15 protein-coding genes, 2 tRNA genes and 1 pseudogene are annotated in these 18,513 nt (G+C 62.0%); 7 read left to right on the plus strand and 11 right to left on the minus strand.

Translation table 11 applies throughout. The features are described from left to right. The first annotated feature begins 240 nt into the window (after nucleotides 1-240). Both pncB and nadE read left to right on the plus strand, forming a co-directional pair. Nucleotides 241-1,446 (plus strand): nicotinate phosphoribosyltransferase, encoded by a 1,206-nt coding sequence (pncB, locus tag BUQ73_RS23620; protein ID WP_027920764.1) that lies wholly within the window; start codon nucleotides 241-243, stop codon nucleotides 1,444-1,446. A gap of 3 nt (nucleotides 1,447-1,449) precedes the next feature. After that, nucleotides 1,450-2,277 carry an ammonia-dependent NAD(+) synthetase gene (nadE, locus tag BUQ73_RS23625; RefSeq protein ID WP_079229902.1) on the plus strand — a complete coding sequence of 276 codons (828 nt, stop codon included), beginning with the start codon at nucleotides 1,450-1,452 and terminating at the stop codon, nucleotides 2,275-2,277. A gap of 43 nt (nucleotides 2,278-2,320) precedes the next feature. Here nadE and azu read toward each other — a convergent pair whose 3' ends face one another. After that, the gene (gene azu, locus BUQ73_RS23630; protein WP_079229903.1) at nucleotides 2,321-2,767 is read right to left on the minus strand and encodes an azurin; all 447 of its coding nucleotides are present in this window, start codon (nucleotides 2,765-2,767) and stop codon (nucleotides 2,321-2,323) included. A gap of 348 nt (nucleotides 2,768-3,115) precedes the next feature. Between azu and BUQ73_RS23635 the strand changes: the two genes are divergently transcribed. Further along, a complete protein-coding gene (locus BUQ73_RS23635; protein ID WP_079229904.1) occupies nucleotides 3,116-3,703 on the plus strand; it encodes a TIGR00730 family Rossman fold protein in 588 nt (195 codons plus the stop codon). 130 nt (nucleotides 3,704-3,833) lie between these two features. On the opposite strand, the gene BUQ73_RS23640 is transcribed toward BUQ73_RS23635, so the two are convergent. From BUQ73_RS23640 to rnr, 8 genes are all read right to left on the minus strand, one after another. Continuing rightward, on the minus strand, nucleotides 3,834-6,137 hold the full coding sequence (locus BUQ73_RS23640) for a YgiQ family radical SAM protein (protein ID WP_079229905.1): 2,304 nt from the start codon (nucleotides 6,135-6,137) through the stop codon (nucleotides 3,834-3,836). Nucleotides 6,138-6,364: 227 nt separating this feature from the next. Beyond that, nucleotides 6,365-7,762, minus strand: a complete 1,398-nt coding sequence (gene dnaB / locus BUQ73_RS23645; RefSeq protein WP_079230614.1) for a replicative DNA helicase — start codon at nucleotides 7,760-7,762, stop codon at nucleotides 6,365-6,367. Nucleotides 7,763-7,873: 111 nt separating this feature from the next. Continuing rightward, on the minus strand, nucleotides 7,874-8,320 hold the full coding sequence (gene rplI, locus BUQ73_RS23650) for a 50S ribosomal protein L9 (RefSeq protein ID WP_012316464.1): 447 nt from the start codon (nucleotides 8,318-8,320) through the stop codon (nucleotides 7,874-7,876). A 20-nt stretch (nucleotides 8,321-8,340) separates the two neighbouring features. Further along, on the minus strand, nucleotides 8,341-9,204 hold the full coding sequence (locus tag BUQ73_RS23655) for a hypothetical protein (protein WP_079229906.1): 864 nt from the start codon (nucleotides 9,202-9,204) through the stop codon (nucleotides 8,341-8,343). Nucleotides 9,205-9,237: 33 nt separating this feature from the next. Next, a complete protein-coding gene (gene rpsR, locus BUQ73_RS23660; protein WP_003249563.1) occupies nucleotides 9,238-9,468 on the minus strand; it encodes a 30S ribosomal protein S18 in 231 nt (76 codons plus the stop codon). Nucleotides 9,469-9,496: 28 nt separating this feature from the next. After that, complete coding sequence (rpsF, locus tag BUQ73_RS23665; RefSeq protein ID WP_013974420.1) at nucleotides 9,497-9,922, minus strand: 30S ribosomal protein S6; 426 nt, start codon at nucleotides 9,920-9,922, stop codon at nucleotides 9,497-9,499. 306 nt (nucleotides 9,923-10,228) lie between these two features. Further along, complete coding sequence (gene rlmB / locus BUQ73_RS23670) at nucleotides 10,229-10,975, minus strand: 23S rRNA (guanosine(2251)-2'-O)-methyltransferase RlmB (protein WP_027920757.1); 747 nt, start codon at nucleotides 10,973-10,975, stop codon at nucleotides 10,229-10,231. Then, nucleotides 10,972-13,566, minus strand: a complete 2,595-nt coding sequence (gene rnr, locus BUQ73_RS23675) for a ribonuclease R (RefSeq protein ID WP_079229907.1) — start codon at nucleotides 13,564-13,566, stop codon at nucleotides 10,972-10,974. The genes rlmB and rnr overlap by 4 nt, the downstream gene beginning before the upstream one ends. 272 nt (nucleotides 13,567-13,838) lie before the next feature. Between rnr and BUQ73_RS23680 the strand changes: the two genes are divergently transcribed. From BUQ73_RS23680 to BUQ73_RS23695, 4 genes are all read left to right on the plus strand, one after another. Then, nucleotides 13,839-13,925: transfer RNA gene (locus BUQ73_RS23680), tRNA-Leu, on the plus strand. A gap of 88 nt (nucleotides 13,926-14,013) precedes the next feature. After that, nucleotides 14,014-14,100, plus strand: a tRNA-Leu gene (locus tag BUQ73_RS23685). A gap of 257 nt (nucleotides 14,101-14,357) precedes the next feature. After that, nucleotides 14,358-15,371 (plus strand): extracellular solute-binding protein, encoded by a 1,014-nt coding sequence (locus BUQ73_RS23690; RefSeq protein WP_079229908.1) that lies wholly within the window; start codon nucleotides 14,358-14,360, stop codon nucleotides 15,369-15,371. Continuing rightward, nucleotides 15,371-16,936: an ABC transporter permease gene (locus BUQ73_RS23695; protein ID WP_027920754.1), complete on the plus strand. Its 1,566-nt coding sequence runs from the start codon at nucleotides 15,371-15,373 to the stop codon at nucleotides 16,934-16,936. The genes BUQ73_RS23690 and BUQ73_RS23695 overlap by 1 nt, the downstream gene beginning before the upstream one ends. A 9-nt stretch (nucleotides 16,937-16,945) precedes the next feature. On the opposite strand, the gene BUQ73_RS23700 is transcribed toward BUQ73_RS23695, so the two are convergent. Together BUQ73_RS23700 and BUQ73_RS29065 are read right to left on the minus strand one after the other, a co-directional pair. Further along, on the minus strand, nucleotides 16,946-17,428 hold the full coding sequence (locus BUQ73_RS23700) for a DUF2867 domain-containing protein (protein ID WP_079229909.1): 483 nt from the start codon (nucleotides 17,426-17,428) through the stop codon (nucleotides 16,946-16,948). A 211-nt stretch (nucleotides 17,429-17,639) separates the two neighbouring features. Further along, nucleotides 17,640-18,155 (minus strand): annotated as a pseudogene (locus tag BUQ73_RS29065) (methyl-accepting chemotaxis protein); the annotation flags it as partial. Between the last annotated feature and the right edge of the window lie 358 nt (nucleotides 18,156-18,513).

Genomic DNA, 18,513 nt, shown 5'->3' on the forward strand with positions numbered 1-18,513 from the left:
GGCAAGTGTTTACGTGCAACCGCCCTGTAACAGTGGACGTCACCGAAGTGCACACCGCTGGTGCGCGACTGCTACAGGCGGCACTGTTTCAAGGCTAGCTGGTGCACGGAAAAACACCTGATTTGGCCATTACGCGGCCTCTGGGGCTGCAGGCTCGGCCGTGAAGAGGCCGGCCCAGACACAACAACGGCAAAAAGACTGGCACAATGTTCACCATTCGCCGTTTCCGGAGCCCCTTTGATGAGCGAGAGCGCATTCGCCGAGCGCATCGTGCACAACCTGCTCGACACCGACTTCTACAAGCTCACCATGATGCAGGGCGTGCTACACAACTACCCAGACGCCGACGTCGAGTGGGAATTCCGCTGCCGCAACGGCGAGGACCTGCGCCCCTTTCTTGGCGAGATCCGCCATCAGCTCGACCTGCTTGGCGACCTGACCCTGGATGATGGCCAACCGGCCTTCCTCGAACGCATCAGCTTCCTCAAGCCCGACTTCCTGCGCTTTCTGCGCCTGTTCCGCTTCAACCTGCGCTATGTGCGCATCGGCATCGAGAACGACCAGCTGTTCCTGCGCCTGAAAGGCCCATGGCTGCACGTGATCCTCTTCGAAGTGCCGCTACTGGCGATCATCAGCGAAGTGCGCAACCGCCACCTGCACCCACGCATGCGCCTGGCCGAGGCCCGCGATCAGCTGTATCGCAAGTTCGACTGGCTGCGCGCCCACGCCAGCGATGACGAACTGGCCGACCTGCAGGTGGCCGATTTCGGCACCCGCCGGCGCTTTTCCAGCCGCGTGCAGGAGGAAGTGGTGCGGGTGCTGCGCGACGACTTCCCAGGCCGCTTCGTCGGCACCAGCAACGTCGACCTGGCATGGAAACTGGATATCAAGCCGCTGGGTACCATGGCCCACGAGTGGATCATGGCCCATCAACAGCTCGGCCCGCGCCTGATCGACAGCCAGATCGCCGCACTGGACTGCTGGGTCCGCGAGTATCGCGGCCTGCTCGGCATCGCCCTGACTGACTGCATCACCATGGATGCCTTCCTCAACGATTTCGACTTGTACTTCGCCAAGCTGTTCGACGGCCTGCGCCATGACTCGGGTGAGCCGGTGGCCTGGGCGGAAAAGGCCATTGCCCATTACCAGAAGCTGGGTATCGACCCGATGACCAAGACCCTGGTGTTCTCAGATGGCCTGAACCTGACCCGCTCGCTGGAAATCTTCCGTGCCCTGCGCGGGCGCATCAACGTCAGTTTCGGCATCGGCACCAACCTCACCTGCGATATCCCGGGTGTGGCGCCGATGAACATCGTGCTTAAAATGACCGACTGCAACGGCTCGCCGGTGGCAAAGATCTCGGACGAAGCCGCCAAGACCCAGTGCCGCGACGAGAACTTCGTCGCCTACATGCGTCACGTATTCAAAGTCCCCAGCAAGGAGTAACCCATGCAAGCGGTTCAGCAAGAGATTGCCCAGGCGCTGAAGGTACAGCCGCCGTTCGCCGACGCCGCTGCGCTCCAGGCCGAAGTCGCCCGGCGCGTGGCGTTCATCAAGGACTGCCTGGCCAATGCCCGGCTCAAGACCCTGGTGCTGGGCATCAGCGGCGGCGTCGACTCGCTGACCGCCGCCCTGCTCGCCCAGCGCGCCGTCAGCGAGCTGCGCGCCGAAACTGGCGACAAGGCCTACACCTTCATCGCCGTACGCCTGCCGTATCAGGTGCAACATGACGAGCACGATGCCCAGGCCTGCCTGGAGGTGATCAAGGCCGATGAAGTGCACACGGTGGATATCGCCCCGGCAGTGCGGGCATTGGCGGCTGAAGTGGTGGAACTGAAGAATGGCTCGCCGACCCTGGTGGACTTCGTCGTCGGCAACGTCAAGGCGCGCACGCGCATGGTTGCCCAGTACACCATCGCCGGTGCCCGTGCGGGCCTGGTGATCGGGACCGACCACGCTGCCGAGGCGGTGATGGGCTTCTTTACCAAGTTTGGCGATGGTGCCTGCGACCTGGCGCCGCTAAGCGGGCTGGTGAAGAACCAGGTGCGGGCGATTGCGCGCAGCTTTGGTGCGCCGGAGTCGCTGGTGGAGAAGGTGCCGACTGCAGACCTTGAAGACCTGGAGCCGGGCAAGCCGGACGAGGCCTCCCATGGCGTGACCTACCAGCAGATCGATGCCTTCCTGCATGGGCTGCCGGTGGATCAGGAGGCGTTCGACATCATCGTCGCCACCTACCGCAAGACCCAGCACAAGCGCGAACTGCCGTTCGCTCCGTGAAAACAACCGGGGCCGCTATGCGGCCCCGGTCTTCACTGCATGCTTACTTGAGCGTGACAGTGCCTTTCATCATCGAGATGTGGCCAGGGAACGAGCAGAAGAAGCCGTACTTCTGATCAGCCGCCAGCTTGGACACATCGAAAGTCAGCTTGTCTGTCTCGCCAGCGCCAATGATCTTGGTATGAGCGATGATGCGCTCATCACCGTCCTTCAGGTAGTTCTTCTCAATCCCTGCGGCCAGACCGTCGGTAGCGATCGGCTGCATGTCAGCTTCCTTGCTGATGACCACGTTGTGCCCCATGACGTTCTTCGGCAGGTTGCCGGAGTGAGTCAGGTTGACGGTGAATTCCTTGCAGCTCTTGTCGACGACGATGTCCTTGGTGTTGAAGGACATCTGGTCGGTGGAGTCGACAGTCACCGAGCACTCGGCGGCGAAGACAGAGGCGCTGGCGAGGGTCAGCAGGGATACCGCTACAGCTTTCGCAAACATCATGAATCTCCTTGGCAGGGTTTTATCAATTGCGAGACTGCCTGAACCCGTTCAGCCCCCTGCTGATATGGGTCAAGGGGGTGTCAAGTGGCCAGCCAGTTGAATTGTTCAATGGATTGTATACAACCAATCTAAGGGCACATCATGCCCTTTTAATAGACGATGGGACAACCTCTCATTTAGGAGCAATCGCAATGTCCCTTTCAAGTTTCATGAACAGCCTGCTCGCCGCCTACGCCCAAGGGGCCACGGGCGCCAGCTGTGAATTCTCCCGCCCCGAGTGAAGCCGGCATTGGAGACGATAGACAATTCGCTTTACCCTGTCAGCGATATGACTGGAGAAGCACGATGTCTGTACGTTCCGTTTGTGTGTTCTGTGGTGCCAGCATCGGCGCCAACCCCGCCTACCGTGAAGCGGCCGTTGCGCTTGGCCAAGCCATTGCCCGCCGCGGCCTGACCCTGGTCTACGGCGGTGGCGCAGTCGGCCTGATGGGCACTGTCGCCGATGCGGCCATGGCTGCTGGCGGCGAAGTGATCGGGATCATTCCCGAGAGTCTGATGAATGCTGAAATCGGCCACAAAGGCCTGAGCCGACTGGAAGTGGTCGACGGCATGCATGCGCGCAAGGCGCGCATGGCCGAGCTGAGCGACGCGTTCATCGCCCTGCCGGGCGGCCTGGGTACGCTGGAAGAGTTGTTCGAGGTATGGACCTGGGGGCAACTGGGCTATCACGCCAAGCCGCTGGGGCTGCTCGATGTGAATGGCTTCTACGAGAAACTCGGCGGGTTCCTCGACCATATCGTCGAAGAAGGCTTCGTGCGGCCACAGCATCGGGCCATGTTGCTGCTGGCGCAGCAGGCGGATGAGTTGCTGGACGGAATGGAGCGCTTCGAGTCGCCGGTGCTGCCGAAGTGGGTCGACCAGAAGCCTGATTGACGGCTGAAATCCCGGGACCGCTTTGCGGTCCTTTCGCGACACAAGGCCGCTCCTACAAGGGATATGCATTTCGCTGTAGGAGCGGCCTTGTGTCGCGAAAGGGCTGCGCAGCAGCCCCAAAATGGATCAGTTAACGCGGGATGACCGGCTGACGCGGCTTCTTGCCCTTGCCGCCACCACCTTTGGCCGCTTCCTTGCGCTCCTTGGCCGCCTGCTGGTTGCGGGCAAACGCCTCGGCCTTGGCCTTCTCGCGCTTGTCCCACGGCTTGCTGCCATCGCTGCCACGTGGCGGCAGGCCGGTGTGCTGGGTCAGGATCTTCTGCTCCTTGCCCACTTTGTGGCTGCCAGCCGGGGTCGAGTTCTTGCGGCGCGCGCTCTGGTAGGTGTCGGTCTGCGGCTGGTGCAGCGGGATCAGCTGGTGCTTGCCCGGCCCGATCAGGTCGGCACGGCCCATGCGCTGCAGGGCTTCACGCAGCATCGGCCAGCCTTTCGGATCGTGATAGCGCAGGAACGCCTTGTGCAGCCGGCGCTGCTCGTCGCTCTTGACGATCTCCACCCCTTCGCTCTTGTACGTGACCTTGCGCAGCGGGTTCTTGCCCGAGTGGTACATGGCCGTGGCCGAGGCCATCGGCGACGGGTAGAACGCCTGCACCTGGTCAGCGCGGAAGCCGTTACCCTTGAGCCACAAGGCCAGGTTCATCATGTCTTCATCGGTGGTGCCCGGGTGCGCGGCGATGAAGTACGGGATCAGGTACTGCTCCTTGCCCGCCTCTTTCGAGAACTTCTCGAACATGCGCTTGAAGCGGTCGTAGGTGCCGATGCCCGGCTTCATCATCTTGTCCAGCGGGCCACGCTCGGTGTGCTCCGGGGCAATCTTCAGGTAGCCGCCAACGTGGTGGGTGACCAGCTCCTTGACGTACTCCGGCGATTCCACAGCCAGGTCGTAGCGCAGGCCCGAGGCGATCAGGATCTTCTTAACCCCCGGCAAGGCGCGGGCCTTGCGGTACAGCTCGATCAGCGAGCTGTGGTCGGTATTGAGGTTCTCGCAGATGCCCGGGAACACACACGACGGCTTGCGGCAGTGCTTCTCGATGTCGTGGCTCTTGCAGGCGATGCGGTACATGTTGGCGGTCGGGCCGCCAAGGTCGGAGACCACGCCGGTGAAGCCCGGCACCTTGTCACGCATCTCCTCGATCTCGTGCAGGATCGACTCGTGGGAGCGGTTCTGGATGATGCGGCCTTCGTGCTCGGTGATCGAGCAGAAGGTGCAGCCACCGAAGCAGCCACGCATGATGTTGACCGAGAAACGGATCATCTCGTAGGCCGGGATGCGTTCCTTGCCATAGGCCGGGTGCGGCACACGGGCGTAGGGCATGCCGAACACGTAGTCCATTTCCTCGGTGCTCATGGGAATGGGTGGCGGGTTGAACCACACATCCACTTCGCCATGCTTCTGCACCAGGGCGCGGGCGTTGCCGGGGTTGGTCTCCAGGTGCAGCACGCGGTTGGCGTGAGCGTAGAGCACCGGGTCGTTACGCACTTTCTCGAACGACGGCAGGCGGATCACCGACTTTTCCCGGGTCACGCTCGGGCTGTCGAGAATCTGCACCACCTTGGCTTCGTTCGGGTCTTCCTGGTCGCCCTTGGCCTGCTCGATGGCACAGGCCTGGGTGTCCTGGGTGTTCACGTACGGGTTGATGATCTTGTCGACGCGGCCCGGGCGGTCGATACGGGTAGAGTCGATCTCGTACCAGCCTTGCGGCGTGTCACGGCGCACGAATGCGGTGCCGCGCACGTCGGTGATGGTTTCGATCTTCTCGCCATTGGACAGGCGCTGGGCCACTTCGACCACCGCGCGCTCGGCGTTGCCGAACAGCAGGATGTCGGCGCTGGCGTCGATCAGGATCGAGTGGCGAACCTTGTCCTGCCAGTAGTCGTAGTGGGCAATGCGGCGCAGTGAAGCCTCGATGCCGCCGAGCACGATCGGCACATGTTTATAGGCTTCCTTGCAGCGCTGGCTGTAAACCAGGCTGGCGCGGTCCGGGCGGCTACCTGCCAGGCCACCAGGGGTGTAGGCGTCGTCGGAACGGATCTTCTTGTCCGCGGTGTAGCGGTTGATCATCGAGTCCATGTTGCCGGCGGCCACGCCGAAGAACAGGTTCGGCTCACCGAGCTTCATGAAGTCGTCTTTGGACTGCCAGTTCGGCTGGGCGATGATGCCCACGCGGAAACCCTGGGCTTCCAGCAGGCGGCCGATGATGGCCATGCCGAACGACGGGTGGTCGACGTAGGCATCACCGGTCACGATGATGATGTCGCAGGAATCCCAGCCGAGCAGATCCATCTCCTCCCTGCTCATTGGCAGGAAAGGTGCTGGCCCGAAGCATTCGGCCCAGTACTTGGGATAGTCGTAGAGTGGTTTGGCTGCTTGCATGTCAGTGACCGGTTCTGGTGTGCAGGGAAATCGCGGGCGCGGAATATAGCACAAATTTTGACCAAATCCGACGATAGCTGTCGGATTCTTTAGGATCGCAAGAGCACACGGCCCACCTGTGGGAGCAGGTTTACCCGCGAATGCGGCAGCGAGGCTGACATCGCATTCGCGGGTAAATCGCAGCGGCGAACCGCCGCTCCCACAGGGAACCCATTGCGGCTCAGGGCTTATTCGTCGTCGTCGAAGTTGTACATGCCCGGGGCGAGGTTCTCGAAGCGGGTGTACTTGCCGATGAACGCCAGGCGCACAAAGCCGATGGGGCCGTTACGCTGCTTGCCGATGATGATTTCCGCCACACCCTTGTGCTCGGTCTCGGGGTGGTACACCTCGTCGCGGTAAACGAACATGATGACGTCGGCGTCCTGCTCGATTGCACCGGATTCACGCAAGTCGGAGTTCACCGGGCGTTTGTTTGGCCGCTGCTCCAGGGAGCGGTTCAGCTGCGACAGCGCGATCACTGGGCAGTTGAATTCCTTGGCCAAGGCCTTGAGGGAACGGGAGATCTCGGAAATCTCGTTGGTCCGGTTGTCACCAGCCGAACCCGGGATCTGCATCAACTGCAGGTAGTCGACCATGATCATGCCGATTTCACCGTGCTCACGGGCCAGGCGGCGGGTGCGCGCACGCATTTCCGACGGGCTGATGCCGGCGGTATCGTCGATGAACAGCTTACGATCGTTGAGCAGGTTCACCGCCGAGGTCAGCCGCGGCCAGTCGTCGTCATCCAGCTGGCCAGAACGCACCTTGGTCTGGTCGATACGGCCCAGCGACGAAAGCATACGCATGATCAGCGATTCACCTGGCATCTCGAGGGAGAACACCAGCACGGCCTTTTCGCTGCGCAGTACGGCGTTTTCCACCAGGTTCATGGCGAAGGTGGTCTTACCCATCGACGGACGGCCGGCGACGATGATCAGGTCCGCAGCCTGCAGGCCGCTGGTCTTCTCGTCGAGGTCGGTATAACCGGTCGAGATACCCGTGATGTCGCTGTCGGAGTTGAACAGCGTGTCGATGCGGTCGATGGCCATGGTCAACAGCTCGTTGACACCCACCGGGCCGCCGGTTTTCGGCCGCGCCTCGGCGATCTGGAAGATCTGCCGCTCGGCATCATCGAGGATTTCTTCGGCGTTGCGCCCTTGCGGGTTGAAGGCGTTGTCAGCGATGTCGGTACTGATGCTGATCAGCTGGCGCAGCGTAGCCCGCTCGCGAATGATCGCGGCGTAAGCCTTGATGTTGGCTACCGACGGGGTGTTCTTGGCCAGTTCGGCCAGGTACGCCAGGCCGCCGATCTGGGACGACAGGCCTTCCTTGTCGAGCTGCTCGTGCAGGGTCACCACGTCGAATGGCTGGTTGGCGTCAGCCAACTTGTGCACGGCACGGAAGATCAGGCGGTGGTCATGCCGGTAGAAATCGCCATCCGACACCTGGTCCAGCACCCGCTCCCAGGCGTTGTTGTCCAGCATCAGGCCACCGAGCACGGCCTGTTCGGCCTCGATGGAATGCGGCGGCACCTTCAGGGCAGCGGTTTGCAGGTCGAGCTGTTCGGAGTTGGTGATCTCGTTCATGGCCACGAAAGAATTCTGGAGGATGAAAAAGACAAAGGGCACGGCCTGAATGAACAGGACCGTGCCCGATGTTAACCGGCTATCCCGTTAGGGACCACCAGTCAGCGCAGCTTAGGCAGCTACGACGACCACACGTACGGTGGCTTCAACGTCGCTGTGCAGGTGCACGGCTACGTCGTATTCGCCAACCTGACGGATGGTGCCGTTCGGCAGACGAACTTCAGCCTTGGCCACTTCAACGCCGGAGGCGGTCAGGGCGTCAGCGATGTCGTGGGTGCCGATCGAACCGAACAGCTTGCCTTCGTCGCCAGCGGTGGCAGTGATGGTCACTTCCAGCTCGGCCAGTTGGGCAGCGCGGCTTTCAGCCGACGATTTACGGTCAGCAGCTGCTTTTTCCAGCTCGGCGCGACGCTCTTCGAACGCAGCCAGGTTGGCGGCGTTGGCAACGGTGGCCTTGCCGAATGGCAGCAGGAAGTTACGGCCGTAACCAGCCTTAACTTTAACTTTGTCGCCCAGGTTGCCCAGGTTAGCGACTTTTTCCAGCAGGATCAGTTCCATTTGGTAAAACCTCTTAACTTTTAACCTTCACCGTTCGCGGAGTCTTTCCCCGGAGGGGACTTGCGACCGCGAAAATCAATCAGGCTGTCGACAATGGCCAGGACCATCAGCAACGGGTAGATCAGCTGCATGATCAGCGGCAACGTCACGTACATGCCCACCAGCCAGAACCCGGCCAGTCGCCCCTGTGCCACCAGCCCGTGCATCAAGGCGATGCCGGCCAGCACCAGAACCAGGCTCGACGCCGATGCCAGGATGATGAACTGCGACCCGATAAACGGAGCCACCACCATCACTGCCACCAAGACCGCCATGGTCTGTTTCGGCAACTTCAGCTCGCGAAACTCGCGGCCGAAGCCTCCAGGGTTGTACAACGCTGCCTGCCAATAACGCGCCAGCACCAAGGCCAACACGCTGAACAATTGCACCGTCACTGCTGTGGAAGCGACCAGCACAGGGCGGATCAGCTCACCGGAGAGCACCGGCTCCCCTTCGATCTTCGGCATGGCTTCGGCAAACGCCTTGACCAGCACATCGAAGGTCTGCGCCAGGGCCATGTCGAGCACGAGGCTGAAAACCACGGCTAACACGGCACTGGCGACCAGCACACGGCTCCAGGGATGCTCGGCGCGCAACAGCGCAGCCAGGCCCAGGGCACCGGCAATCACCAGGAAGGTGATCGGATCGCCCATGAACCACACGGCCAGCCCGGCCAGCAGGCCGCCGGCGATGACCGTTGAAGCATCCTTGAACCCACGCCGCAGCAGCACAAGGCTGCCGGCAGCGGCACTCAACCAGAACAGCAGCGGCAGTACCGCGCTGATGACCACCACCAGGGTGGCCTGCACACGACCGCGCATGATGAAACTTGCTAACGCTCGCATGCTAATCCCTTACTGCTTGTCGACGACCCGGTCTCAGCGGCCGTGGCTGTCGGTGTAGGGCAGCAGGGCCAGGAAGCGGGCGCGCTTGATAGCGGTAGCCAGCTGACGCTGATAACGAGCTTTGGTACCGGTGATACGGCTTGGAACGATCTTGCCGGTTTCGGATACGTAAGCTTTCAGGGTGTTGAGATCTTTGAAGTCGATCTCTTTCACGTCTTCAGCAGTGAAGCGGCAGAATTTACGACGACGGAAGAAACGTGCCATTTAATAGGCTCCTCTAAAGGTCCGTGGATTACTCGTCAGCGTTATCGCTGGAGTCGCTGTCATTGCTGTCGTCGCCATCGGCGGATTCAGCATGCTCAGGACGCTCACGACGCTCACGGCGCTCGCTGCGGTTTTCTTCAGCCTTCAGCATCTCGGACTGGCCGGTTACGGCTTCGTCGCGACGGATGACGAGGTTACGGATAACGGCATCGTTGTAGCGGAAGTTGTCTTCCAGCTCGGCCAGGGCCTTGCCGGTGCACTCAACGTTCAGCATCACGTAGTGAGCCTTGTGAACATTGTTGATTGCGTAGGCCAGTTGACGACGGCCCCAGTCTTCCAGGCGGTGGATTTTGCCGCCATCTTCTTCGATCAGCTTGGTGTAACGCTCAACCATGCCGCCGACTTGCTCGCTCTGGTCCGGGTGAACCAGGAAGATGATTTCGTAATGACGCATGAATGCTCCTTACGGGTTAGTAGTCTGCCAGGGAATCTGGTCAGACAAGGAGTGAATGACACTGTATGTCTTGCACGGAGGGGAGGCACATGAGCGCCTGCCAGCTCGGCAAGGGGCGCAATTGTAGAGAAGGCGGGACGCACAAGCAAGGTGATTGGTGATTATTTGAACAGCCTGAAACATATTCACAGGCTACCGGCTCTTTCGCGGGCAAGGCCGCTCCCACAGGTACTGCACAGGGCTCACGCATTGTGCGCCCCCTGTGGGAGCGGGCTTGCCCGCGAAGACGCCGTTACAGGCTGAAAATCAGCGCTTGGCCTGACGCTGGCGTACGGCTTCGAACAGGCAGACGCCCGTCGCGACCGACACGTTAAGGCTGCTCACGCTACCGCTCATCGGCAACTTCACCAGGAAATCGCAATGCTCGCGGGTCAGCCGGCGCATGCCCTTGCCTTCTGCACCCATGATCATCACCAGTGGGCCGGTCAGGTCCTGCTGGTAAATCTCCTGCTCGGCCTCGCCAGCGGTACCCACCACCCACAGGCCACGCTGCTGCAGTTTCTCCAGCGTACGCGCCAGGTTGGTCACGGCCACCAGCGGAATCACCTCAGCCGCCCCGCAGGCCACCTTGCGCACCACAGGCGTCAAGGTTGCCGACTTGTCCTTGGGCACGATCACCGCTGTGGCGCCGGCCGCATCGGCAGTACGCAAGCAGGCACCAAGGTTGTGCGGATCGGTCACGCCGTCCAGCACCAGGATCAGAGGCGGTGTTTCGCTGCGCTCGAGCAACTCCTCGAGCATCAACTCGCCCCACACCTGGCTCGGGCTGACCTCGGCAACCACGCCCTGGTGCACGCCCTCGACCCAGGCGTCCAGCTCACGGCGCTCGGCCTGACCAACCGGCACGCGGTTTTCTGCGGCCAGCTCCAGCAGCGCCTGGATGCGCGGCTCACTGCGCCCTTCCGACAGCCAGATCTGCTTGACCCGCTTCGGATGGTGCTGCAGCAATGCCTGCACGGCGTGCACGCCGTAGATCTTTTCCAGCTGACTCATGACTTGCTCTTGCTCTTGCGTGGCGCACCGGATTTCGGCGGGCCTTTACGATGCTTGGTCGGCTTGCCCGAAGGCTTGCCACCCTTCTCTGCCTTGCTGCCTGCGCTGCTGCGGGCGTCAGTCATCAACGCCTTTTTCATCTCACGGCTTTTGCGCACTTCAGCGTTGCGTTGCACGGCATCTTTGGGGAAGTACGCCTCGGAGGCCTCGCCCTTGCGGCTGCGCGGCTTAGGCGTGGCTTTCGCTTCCATGGCTGGCTGCGGCTCGGCCTTGTCGGCCTTGCCAGCGGCTGGAGCCGGGGTTGCGCTTGCACCGCGCTGCTTGCGACCAATCGGGCCGCTGAGGGTCGCCTCGGCGACTTCGAAGTCGATCTTGCGTTCGTCGAGGTCGACGCGCATGACCTTCACTTCGATGGTGTCGCCCAGGCGGAAGCTGCGCCCGGTACGCTCACCCGACAGGCGGTGGTGCACCGGGTCGAAGTGGTAGTAGTCACCCGGTAGCGCACTGACGTGCACCAGGCCTTCGACGTAGATGTCGGTCAGCTCGACGAACAGGCCGAAACCGGTGACCGCGGTGATCACACCCGGGAAGGTCTCGCCGACGCGGTCCTTCATGAACTCGCACTTGAGCCAGTTGACCACATCACGCGTGGCTTCATCGGCACGGCGCTCGGTCATCGAGCACTGCTCGCCCAACTGCTCGAGGGCATTCACATCGTACGGGTAGATACGCGCCTTGGGGATGCTCATGGCGCCAGCACGCTTGACGTGCGGGGTATCGACCTTGGAACGGATGACGCTGCGGATGGCGCGGTGCACCAGCAGGTCCGGGTAACGACGGATCGGCGAGGTGAAGTGAGTATACGCTTCGTAGTTCAGACCGAAGTGGCCATTGTTGTCGGTGCTGTACACCGCCTGGCTCAACGAACGCAGCATCACGGTCTGGATCAGGTGGAAGTCCGGGCGGCCGGAGATGCTCGCCAGCAGCGCCTGGTAATCCTTCGGCGAAGGATCCTTGCCTTTGTGCAGCGACAGGCCCAGCTCGCCGAGGAAGGCGCGCAGTTTTTCCAGACGCTCTGGCGGCGGACCATCGTGCACGCGGTACAGCGCCGGCACTTCGTGCTTCTGCAGGAACGCTGCAGTGGCGACGTTGGCCGCCAGCATGCACTCTTCGATCAGCTTGTGGGCATCGTTGCGCACGGTCGGGCGGATTTCCGCGATCTTGCGGTCCTCACCGAAGATGATGCGGGTTTCCTGGGTCTCGAAGTCGATGGCGCCCCGGGTATGGCGGGCATCCACCAGCACCTTGTACAGGTTGTACAGGTTCTTCAGGTCTGGCAGGACCTCCTTGTACTCCTCGCGCAGCGCCTTGCCCTCACGGGTGCGGGCATGTTCGAGCATGCTGCTGACCTTGTTGTAGGTCAGACGGGCGTGGGAGTGGATAACGCCTTCATAGAACTGATAGTCGACCATCTGGCCGGCTTTGTTCATGGTCATTTCGCAGACCATGGCCAGGCGATCGACGTGCGGGTTCAGCGAGCACAGGCCGTTGGACAGCTCCTCGGGAAGCATCGGCACCACGCGCTCGGGGAAGTACACCGAGTTGCCGCGCTGCTGGGCTTCGTTGTCCAGGGCCGAACCCAGGCGCACGTAGCTGGATACGTCGGCGATTGCCACGTACAGGCGCCAGCCACCGGAGAACATGCGCAATTTGCCCAGCGGTTCGCAGTAGACGGCGTCATCGAAGTCGCGGGCGTCCTCGCCGTCGATGGTGACGAACGGCAGGTGGCGCAGGTCGATGCGCTTCTCTTTGTCCTTCTCTTCGACTTCGGAGCGGAACTTGCGCGCTTCCTTGACCACATCGTTGGGCCAGACATGTGGAATGTCGTAGCTGCGCAGGGCAACGTCGATTTCCATGCCGGGCGCCATGTAGTTGCCAATCACCTCGACCACATCGCCCTGCGGCTGGAAGCGTGGCGTGGGCCAGTGGGTGATCTTGATTTCGACGAACTGGCCGATCTTGGCGCCACCGTTACGCCCGGCGGTGACCAGCACTTCCTGCTGGATCTTCGGGTTGTCCGGGGTCACGTAGCCAATGCCGCCTTCTTCGAAGTAGCGGCCAACCACGCTTTCATGGGCGCGGGAGATAACTTCAACCAGCACGCCCTCGCGGCGGCCACGGCGGTCGACGCCCGAAACGCGGGCCAGGCCGCGGTCGCCGTCGAACACCAGGCGCATCTGCGCCGGGCTGAGGAACAGGTCTTCGCTGCCGTCATCCGGGATAAGGAAGCCAAAGCCGTCACGGTGACCGGAAACGCGGCCACAGATCAGGTCCAGCTTGTCTACCGGGGCATAAGTGCCGCGCCGGGTATAGATAAGCTGGCCGTCACGCTCCATGGCACGCAGGCGGCGGCGCAGGGCTTCGATCTGGTCTTCTTCGTGAAGACCGAACTCTGCCGCCAGCTCCTCGCGCGCGGCCGGCTCACCACGGTCGGCGAGGCGCTGCAGGATCAGCTCACGGCTGGGAATGGGGTTGTCGTATTTTTCCGCTTCGCGAGCGGCCTCGGGATCGAGGGATTGCCAATCGGCCATCAGAAGGGGTTCACCTTGGGGTATATAGATAGGAATTCTGGCATGTGTGTATTGAAACCGGAAATGTCAGCCTTGGACAGCCCCCGCTGCTGTGTATAGAGAGGGGGAATAGGCCTTCGGAATCAACAAGTTGAATTTTTTGAAATTTTTTTTGCCTGGGGGGTTTACAGCCCCACGGACCGTCCGTATAGTGCGCACCACAACGACGGACAAGCCCGAAGTTGTAGTAGAGATGAACGGCGCTGTAAAGCATCTTTTAATCTCGAATGTGTGCCCAGGTGGCGGAATTGGTAGACGCGCTGGTTTCAGGTATCAGTGACCGCAAGGTCGTGGAAGTTCGAGTCTTCTCCTGGGCACCAAATATTTTCAAGTAACAGATGACCAAGGATCTGTTACTACTGTGTGAAAGCGAACGATAGTCGCCTTCTCCAGATGATGTAAAGCTTTGCCCAGGTGGCGGAATTGGTAGACGCGCTGGTTTCAGGTATCAGTGACTTAACGGTCGTGGAAGTTCGAGTCTTCTCCTGGGCACCATACAAAAACCCACTAGCTTGCTAGTGGGTTTTTTCTTGCCTGCGATTTTTATATCCCCTCCCCCAATTGCCACCACAACCCCTGCGGAAGTGGCGGTTCGGCGCCCCGACTTGCCCGCAAAGAGGCCAGCACTGCAGACAAACCTTTACAGGTTAAACCTTGGTCTGCCCATGAATTTCTCGTCACTCGGCCACTTGAGAAACGATTTCGTTTACCATTGTTTCCGAATATGTAGCCGTAAGCGAGGAAGTACCCGCATGACGATCCGCCCGCAACCGCTGATGCGTACCCTGGCTGCCGCAGTTCTGAGCCTGGTGATCGGCGCTCCGGCCGCCCTGGCAGATGAACCGGTCACCCTGACCATGTACAACGGCCAGCACAAGGAAATCGGCGAAGCCATCGCCAAGGCCTACGAGGCCAAGACCGGCATCCACATCAATATCCGCAAGGGCAGCAGCAACCAGCTGGCCAGCCAGATCATCGAGGAAGGCGACCGCTCGCCGGCCGACATCATCTATACCGAAGAGTCGCCGCCTCTGAACAACCTGGGCGAGCTGGGCCTGCTGGCCAAGATCGATGACGCCACTGCGAACATGATGCCCAAGGAGTACGTAGGCGCCAACGGCACCTGGATGGGCATCACCGCCCGCACCCGCATCGTGGTGTTCAACCCGAAGAAGGTCGATGAGAAAGACCTGCCGACCACCGTCATGGACTTCGCCAACCCGGAGTGGGAAGGCCGCGTAGGCTATGTACCGACCAGCGGCGCCTTCCAGGAGCAGGCTGTGGCCATCCTGAAGATGCACGGGCGTGAGGCCACCGAAGAATGGCTGACCGGCCTGAAAGCATTCGGCAAGGCTTACACCAATAACATGGTCGCCCTCAAGGCCGTGGAAAAAGGCGAAGTCGCCGCGGTACTGGTGAACAACTACTACTGGTATGCGCTTGAACGTGAGCGCGGCAAGCTGGACACCAAGCTCTACTACCTGGCCGATGGCGATGCCGGCAACCTGGTTACCATTTCCGGCGCCGCCGTGGTCAAGGCCAGCAAGCACCCGAAAGAAGCCCAGGCCCTGCTCAACTGGATGGCCAGCGAAGAAGGCCAGCGCGTGATCACCCAGACCACCGCCGAGTACCCGCTGCACAAGGGCATGGTCTCTGACCGCGGCCTGAAGCCATTCGAAGACCTGCGCCCGCCGAAGATCTCGCCAGCCGACCTGGGCAATGCCGAGGAAGCGATCGAGCTTGAACGCGAGGTCGGCCTGCTCTGATGACTGCCGCCCTGTCCGAGCCGGTGCCGGTACGTTTCGTGCCGCGCCGCAAGCGCCCCTCGATCTGGGTGGTGCTGCCTGTGCTGTTCCTGGTGGCGATGAGCTTGCTGCCGCTGCTGTACGTCGCCATGAAAGCCTGGGAAGCCGGCTGGCGGGAAGCCCTGCACCTGCTCTGGCGCCCGTTCGTCTGGGGCCTGATGCGCAACACCCTGATGCTGATGGCCGGGGTGACGCTGGCGTGCATGGTGGTCGGCCTGGCCCTGGCCTGGTTGCTCGAGCGCAGCAACCTGCCCGGCCGCCGGCTGTGGGGCGTGGTGCTGTGCCTGCCGTTCGCCGTGCCGTCGTTCGTCAGCAGCTTCACCTGGGTGTCGCTGAGCTCGGACTTTGAAGGCTTGGGCGGGGCGATCCTGGTCATGGCACTGTCCAAATACCCACTGGTGTTCCTGCCGGTGGCAGCGACCCTGCGCAACCTGGACACTTCGCTTGAAGAGTCGGCGCGCACTTTGGGTTACAGCCGTTGGGGCGTGTTCCGCAAGATCACCCTGCCGCTGCTATGGCCGTCGATGCTTGGCGGCGCGCTGCTGATCGCCCTGCACATGCTGGTCGAGTTCGGCGCACTGTCGATCCTCGGCCTGCAGACCTTTACCACGGCGATCTACCAGCAGTTCGAGCTGGAGTTCAGCAACGCCAACGCTGCGATGCTCTCGGCCGTGCTCTTGGCACTTTGCCTGCTGATGCTGTGGCTGGAACTGCGCGTGCGCGGCAAGGCCCGCCATGTGCGTATCGGCCAGGGCGTGGCGCGTCGCGGGCAACCGGTGCGGCTGCGTGGCTGGATGCCGTTGGCGCAACTGTTCTGCCTGGGCCTGGCGATTCTCGGCAGCGGTATTCCGCTGGCCATGCTGGGTTACTGGCTGAGTGTGGGGTCGTCGGCAGCCTTCCCGGTGGCGGCGATAAGCAAGGCGCTGCTCACCTCGCTGTCGGTGTCGCTGGGCGGTGCAGGCTTCTGCGTGCTGCTGGCGCTACCGGTCAGCTTCCTGGTGGTGCGCTACAAGGGGCGCCTGGCATTGTGGGCCGAGCGCCTGCCGTACCTGCTGCACGCCCTGCCCGGCCTGGTGATCGCCCTGTCGCTGGTGGTGTTCTCGCTGCACTACGTGCCGGCGCTGTACCAGACCACCGCGCTGCTGCTGCTGGCTTATGCGCTGTTGTTCCTGCCACTGGCCCAGGCGCCGGTACGCACCGCGCTGAACAAGGCTTCACCGACCCTCGAAGAAGCGGCCCGCACCCTGGGTGCCAGCAGCTTCGCGGCGTTCTGCCGGGTGACCCTGCCGATCATCTTCCCGGCCATGGCGGCGGCATTTGCTCTGGTGTTCCTCGATGCCATGAAGGAGCTTACAGCTACCCTGCTGCTCAGCCCGACTGGCATGACCACCTTGGCTACAGAGGTCTGGGCGCATACCGCTAACGTCGAGTTCGCCGCAGCGGCACCTTATGCAGCGTTGTTGATCGTGGTGTCGGGGTTGCCGGTCTACCTGCTGACCACACGGATGTATCTCAACAAGGCGTGAAAACGAAGCTCAGGCTGCCTCGCGGCCTGGGCTACTTCCTTTGATATTGCGCAGCATGCGCTTCACGATCGCCCCATGTGCTAACCCGACTGGCAGCATGTACAGGCGTCCAAAGGTATTGAAGCACTTTACCGACGTTGTCACGCTCAAGCGCTGCCCGTCCACGCCCATGCAGACCATCACCGCCAGGTGCGTATCGCGAGAAGTCAGGACCAGTTGCTGATCGCTGATGGCCTCGATGGTGAAGAAGTCCAGGCGCTCGCCGACAGCTGGTACACGCGCTGGATCGCAGGGAGAGAAGCCGTGGATATCGGCGACGTTGAAACGACGTGAGATGAAGTCGCGAAGGCGAAAGGCCTTGGCCAACCAGCCCGGGACATGCGAGGTCATGGCGCAGTAGGCTTGCAGGGCGGTCATCGGGGCAGTGAGCTGTACGCTGTCACTGTGTAGGAAATCGAGGTCAGCCTGGGCGGCGACCAGCTGGGCGGACATGAGCAACTCCCTTTGTCATGTGTCGCCGACAGCATAGCAACATGACTCGCTATAGGAGCGGCCTTGCAGGGGCGCCGGACCGGTCGGAAAGGGCCGCAGGGCGGCCCCGGCAATTTCAGCTTCGACACAGAGATCCTGGGGCTGCTTCGCAGCCCTTTTCGACCGGTCCGGCGCCCCGGCAAGGCCGCTCCCACAAGAAACCGTGCAGGTTTCAAGCCCTGAACTGACCCAGACTGGCGCGTAATTGGGCCGCCAAGTCATCCAGCACCTTGCTGCTGGCCGTAGTCTGCATTACCACCTCAGCCGAACGCTCGGCCTGGGCATGGATGTTTTCCACTCGCCCACGCACTGCCTGAGCGCCGTGGGCTTGCTGCTCGGCTGCACGGGTGGCCAGGCCGATAGCCGCATGCACCTGCTCCACTGCGGCCTGCACCGACTGCTGGCGACGCTCGTTGTCACGCAGCACCAGCAGCCCTTCGCTGGCCTTGAGCCCGGCCTGGCCGATGGTCGCAACCGCTTCCTTGGCGCCTTTCTGCAGGGCGGCAATGTGCGCCTGAATATCGCCGGTAGAGCTTTGGGTCTTGCTCGCCAGCGCCCGCACTTCATCGGCCACTACAGCAAACCCGCGCCCAGTCTCGCCAGCGCGCGCGGCCTCGATTGCAGCGTTGAGGGCCAGCAGGTTGGTTTGCTCGGCAATCCCATGGATGACGGTCAGTACCACTTCGATCTGCTCGCTCTGCTTGGCCAGGCGCTCGATCACCTGCGAGCCCGTTTCGACCTGCCCGGCAAGGTTCTCGATCAGGCTTGCCAGTTGCGTCGAGGAACGGCTGTTCTCATCAGTCGCCTGGCGAATGTCCACCACCTGCTGCAATGCCGCCTGCATGGCATGACTTTCGGCCTGGGCCTCGTCAGCCATGCTCGACAGGTCGCGCAGGCTGGCAGCCACTTCGTCACGCTGCATCGCCGCCGCAGCATCGGCCCCGGCGTTGCGCTGGGCCATTGCACCGATCTCGACTCCGGTACGCTGGGCCACCTCGCCCGCCTCGCGGACGATGGGCTGCAGCTTGTCGACGAAGCGGTTTACC

Source organism: Pseudomonas putida (genome assembly GCF_002025705.1).
GTDB classification, from domain to species: Bacteria; Pseudomonadota; Gammaproteobacteria; order Pseudomonadales; family Pseudomonadaceae; genus Aquipseudomonas; species Aquipseudomonas putida_J.

Excerpts from the sequence above, each read along its gene's own strand:
- BUQ73_RS23695 (WP_027920754.1), top strand. The coding sequence starts at position 15,371 with ATGACTGCCGCCCTGTCCGAGCCGGTGCCGGTACGTTTCGTGCCGCGC.
- dnaB (WP_079230614.1), bottom strand. The coding sequence starts at position 7,762 with ATGAACGAGATCACCAACTCCGAACAGCTCGACCTGCAAACCGCTGCC.
- BUQ73_RS23700 (WP_079229909.1), bottom strand. The coding sequence starts at position 17,428 with ATGTCCGCCCAGCTGGTCGCCGCCCAGGCTGACCTCGATTTCCTACAC.
- rnr (WP_079229907.1), bottom strand. The coding sequence starts at position 13,566 with ATGGCCGATTGGCAATCCCTCGATCCCGAGGCCGCTCGCGAAGCGGAA.
- nadE (WP_079229902.1), top strand. The coding sequence starts at position 1,450 with ATGCAAGCGGTTCAGCAAGAGATTGCCCAGGCGCTGAAGGTACAGCCG.
- BUQ73_RS23635 (WP_079229904.1), top strand. The coding sequence starts at position 3,116 with ATGTCTGTACGTTCCGTTTGTGTGTTCTGTGGTGCCAGCATCGGCGCC.
- BUQ73_RS23655 (WP_079229906.1), bottom strand. The coding sequence starts at position 9,204 with ATGCGAGCGTTAGCAAGTTTCATCATGCGCGGTCGTGTGCAGGCCACC.
- BUQ73_RS23690 (WP_079229908.1), top strand. The coding sequence starts at position 14,358 with ATGACGATCCGCCCGCAACCGCTGATGCGTACCCTGGCTGCCGCAGTT.
- rpsF (WP_013974420.1), bottom strand. The coding sequence starts at position 9,922 with ATGCGTCATTACGAAATCATCTTCCTGGTTCACCCGGACCAGAGCGAG.
- rpsR (WP_003249563.1), bottom strand. The coding sequence starts at position 9,468 with ATGGCACGTTTCTTCCGTCGTCGTAAATTCTGCCGCTTCACTGCTGAA.
- pncB (WP_027920764.1), top strand. The coding sequence starts at position 241 with ATGAGCGAGAGCGCATTCGCCGAGCGCATCGTGCACAACCTGCTCGAC.
- azu (WP_079229903.1), bottom strand. The coding sequence starts at position 2,767 with ATGTTTGCGAAAGCTGTAGCGGTATCCCTGCTGACCCTCGCCAGCGCC.
- BUQ73_RS23640 (WP_079229905.1), bottom strand. The coding sequence starts at position 6,137 with ATGCAAGCAGCCAAACCACTCTACGACTATCCCAAGTACTGGGCCGAA.
- rlmB (WP_027920757.1), bottom strand. The coding sequence starts at position 10,975 with ATGAGTCAGCTGGAAAAGATCTACGGCGTGCACGCCGTGCAGGCATTG.
- rplI (WP_012316464.1), bottom strand. The coding sequence starts at position 8,320 with ATGGAACTGATCCTGCTGGAAAAAGTCGCTAACCTGGGCAACCTGGGC.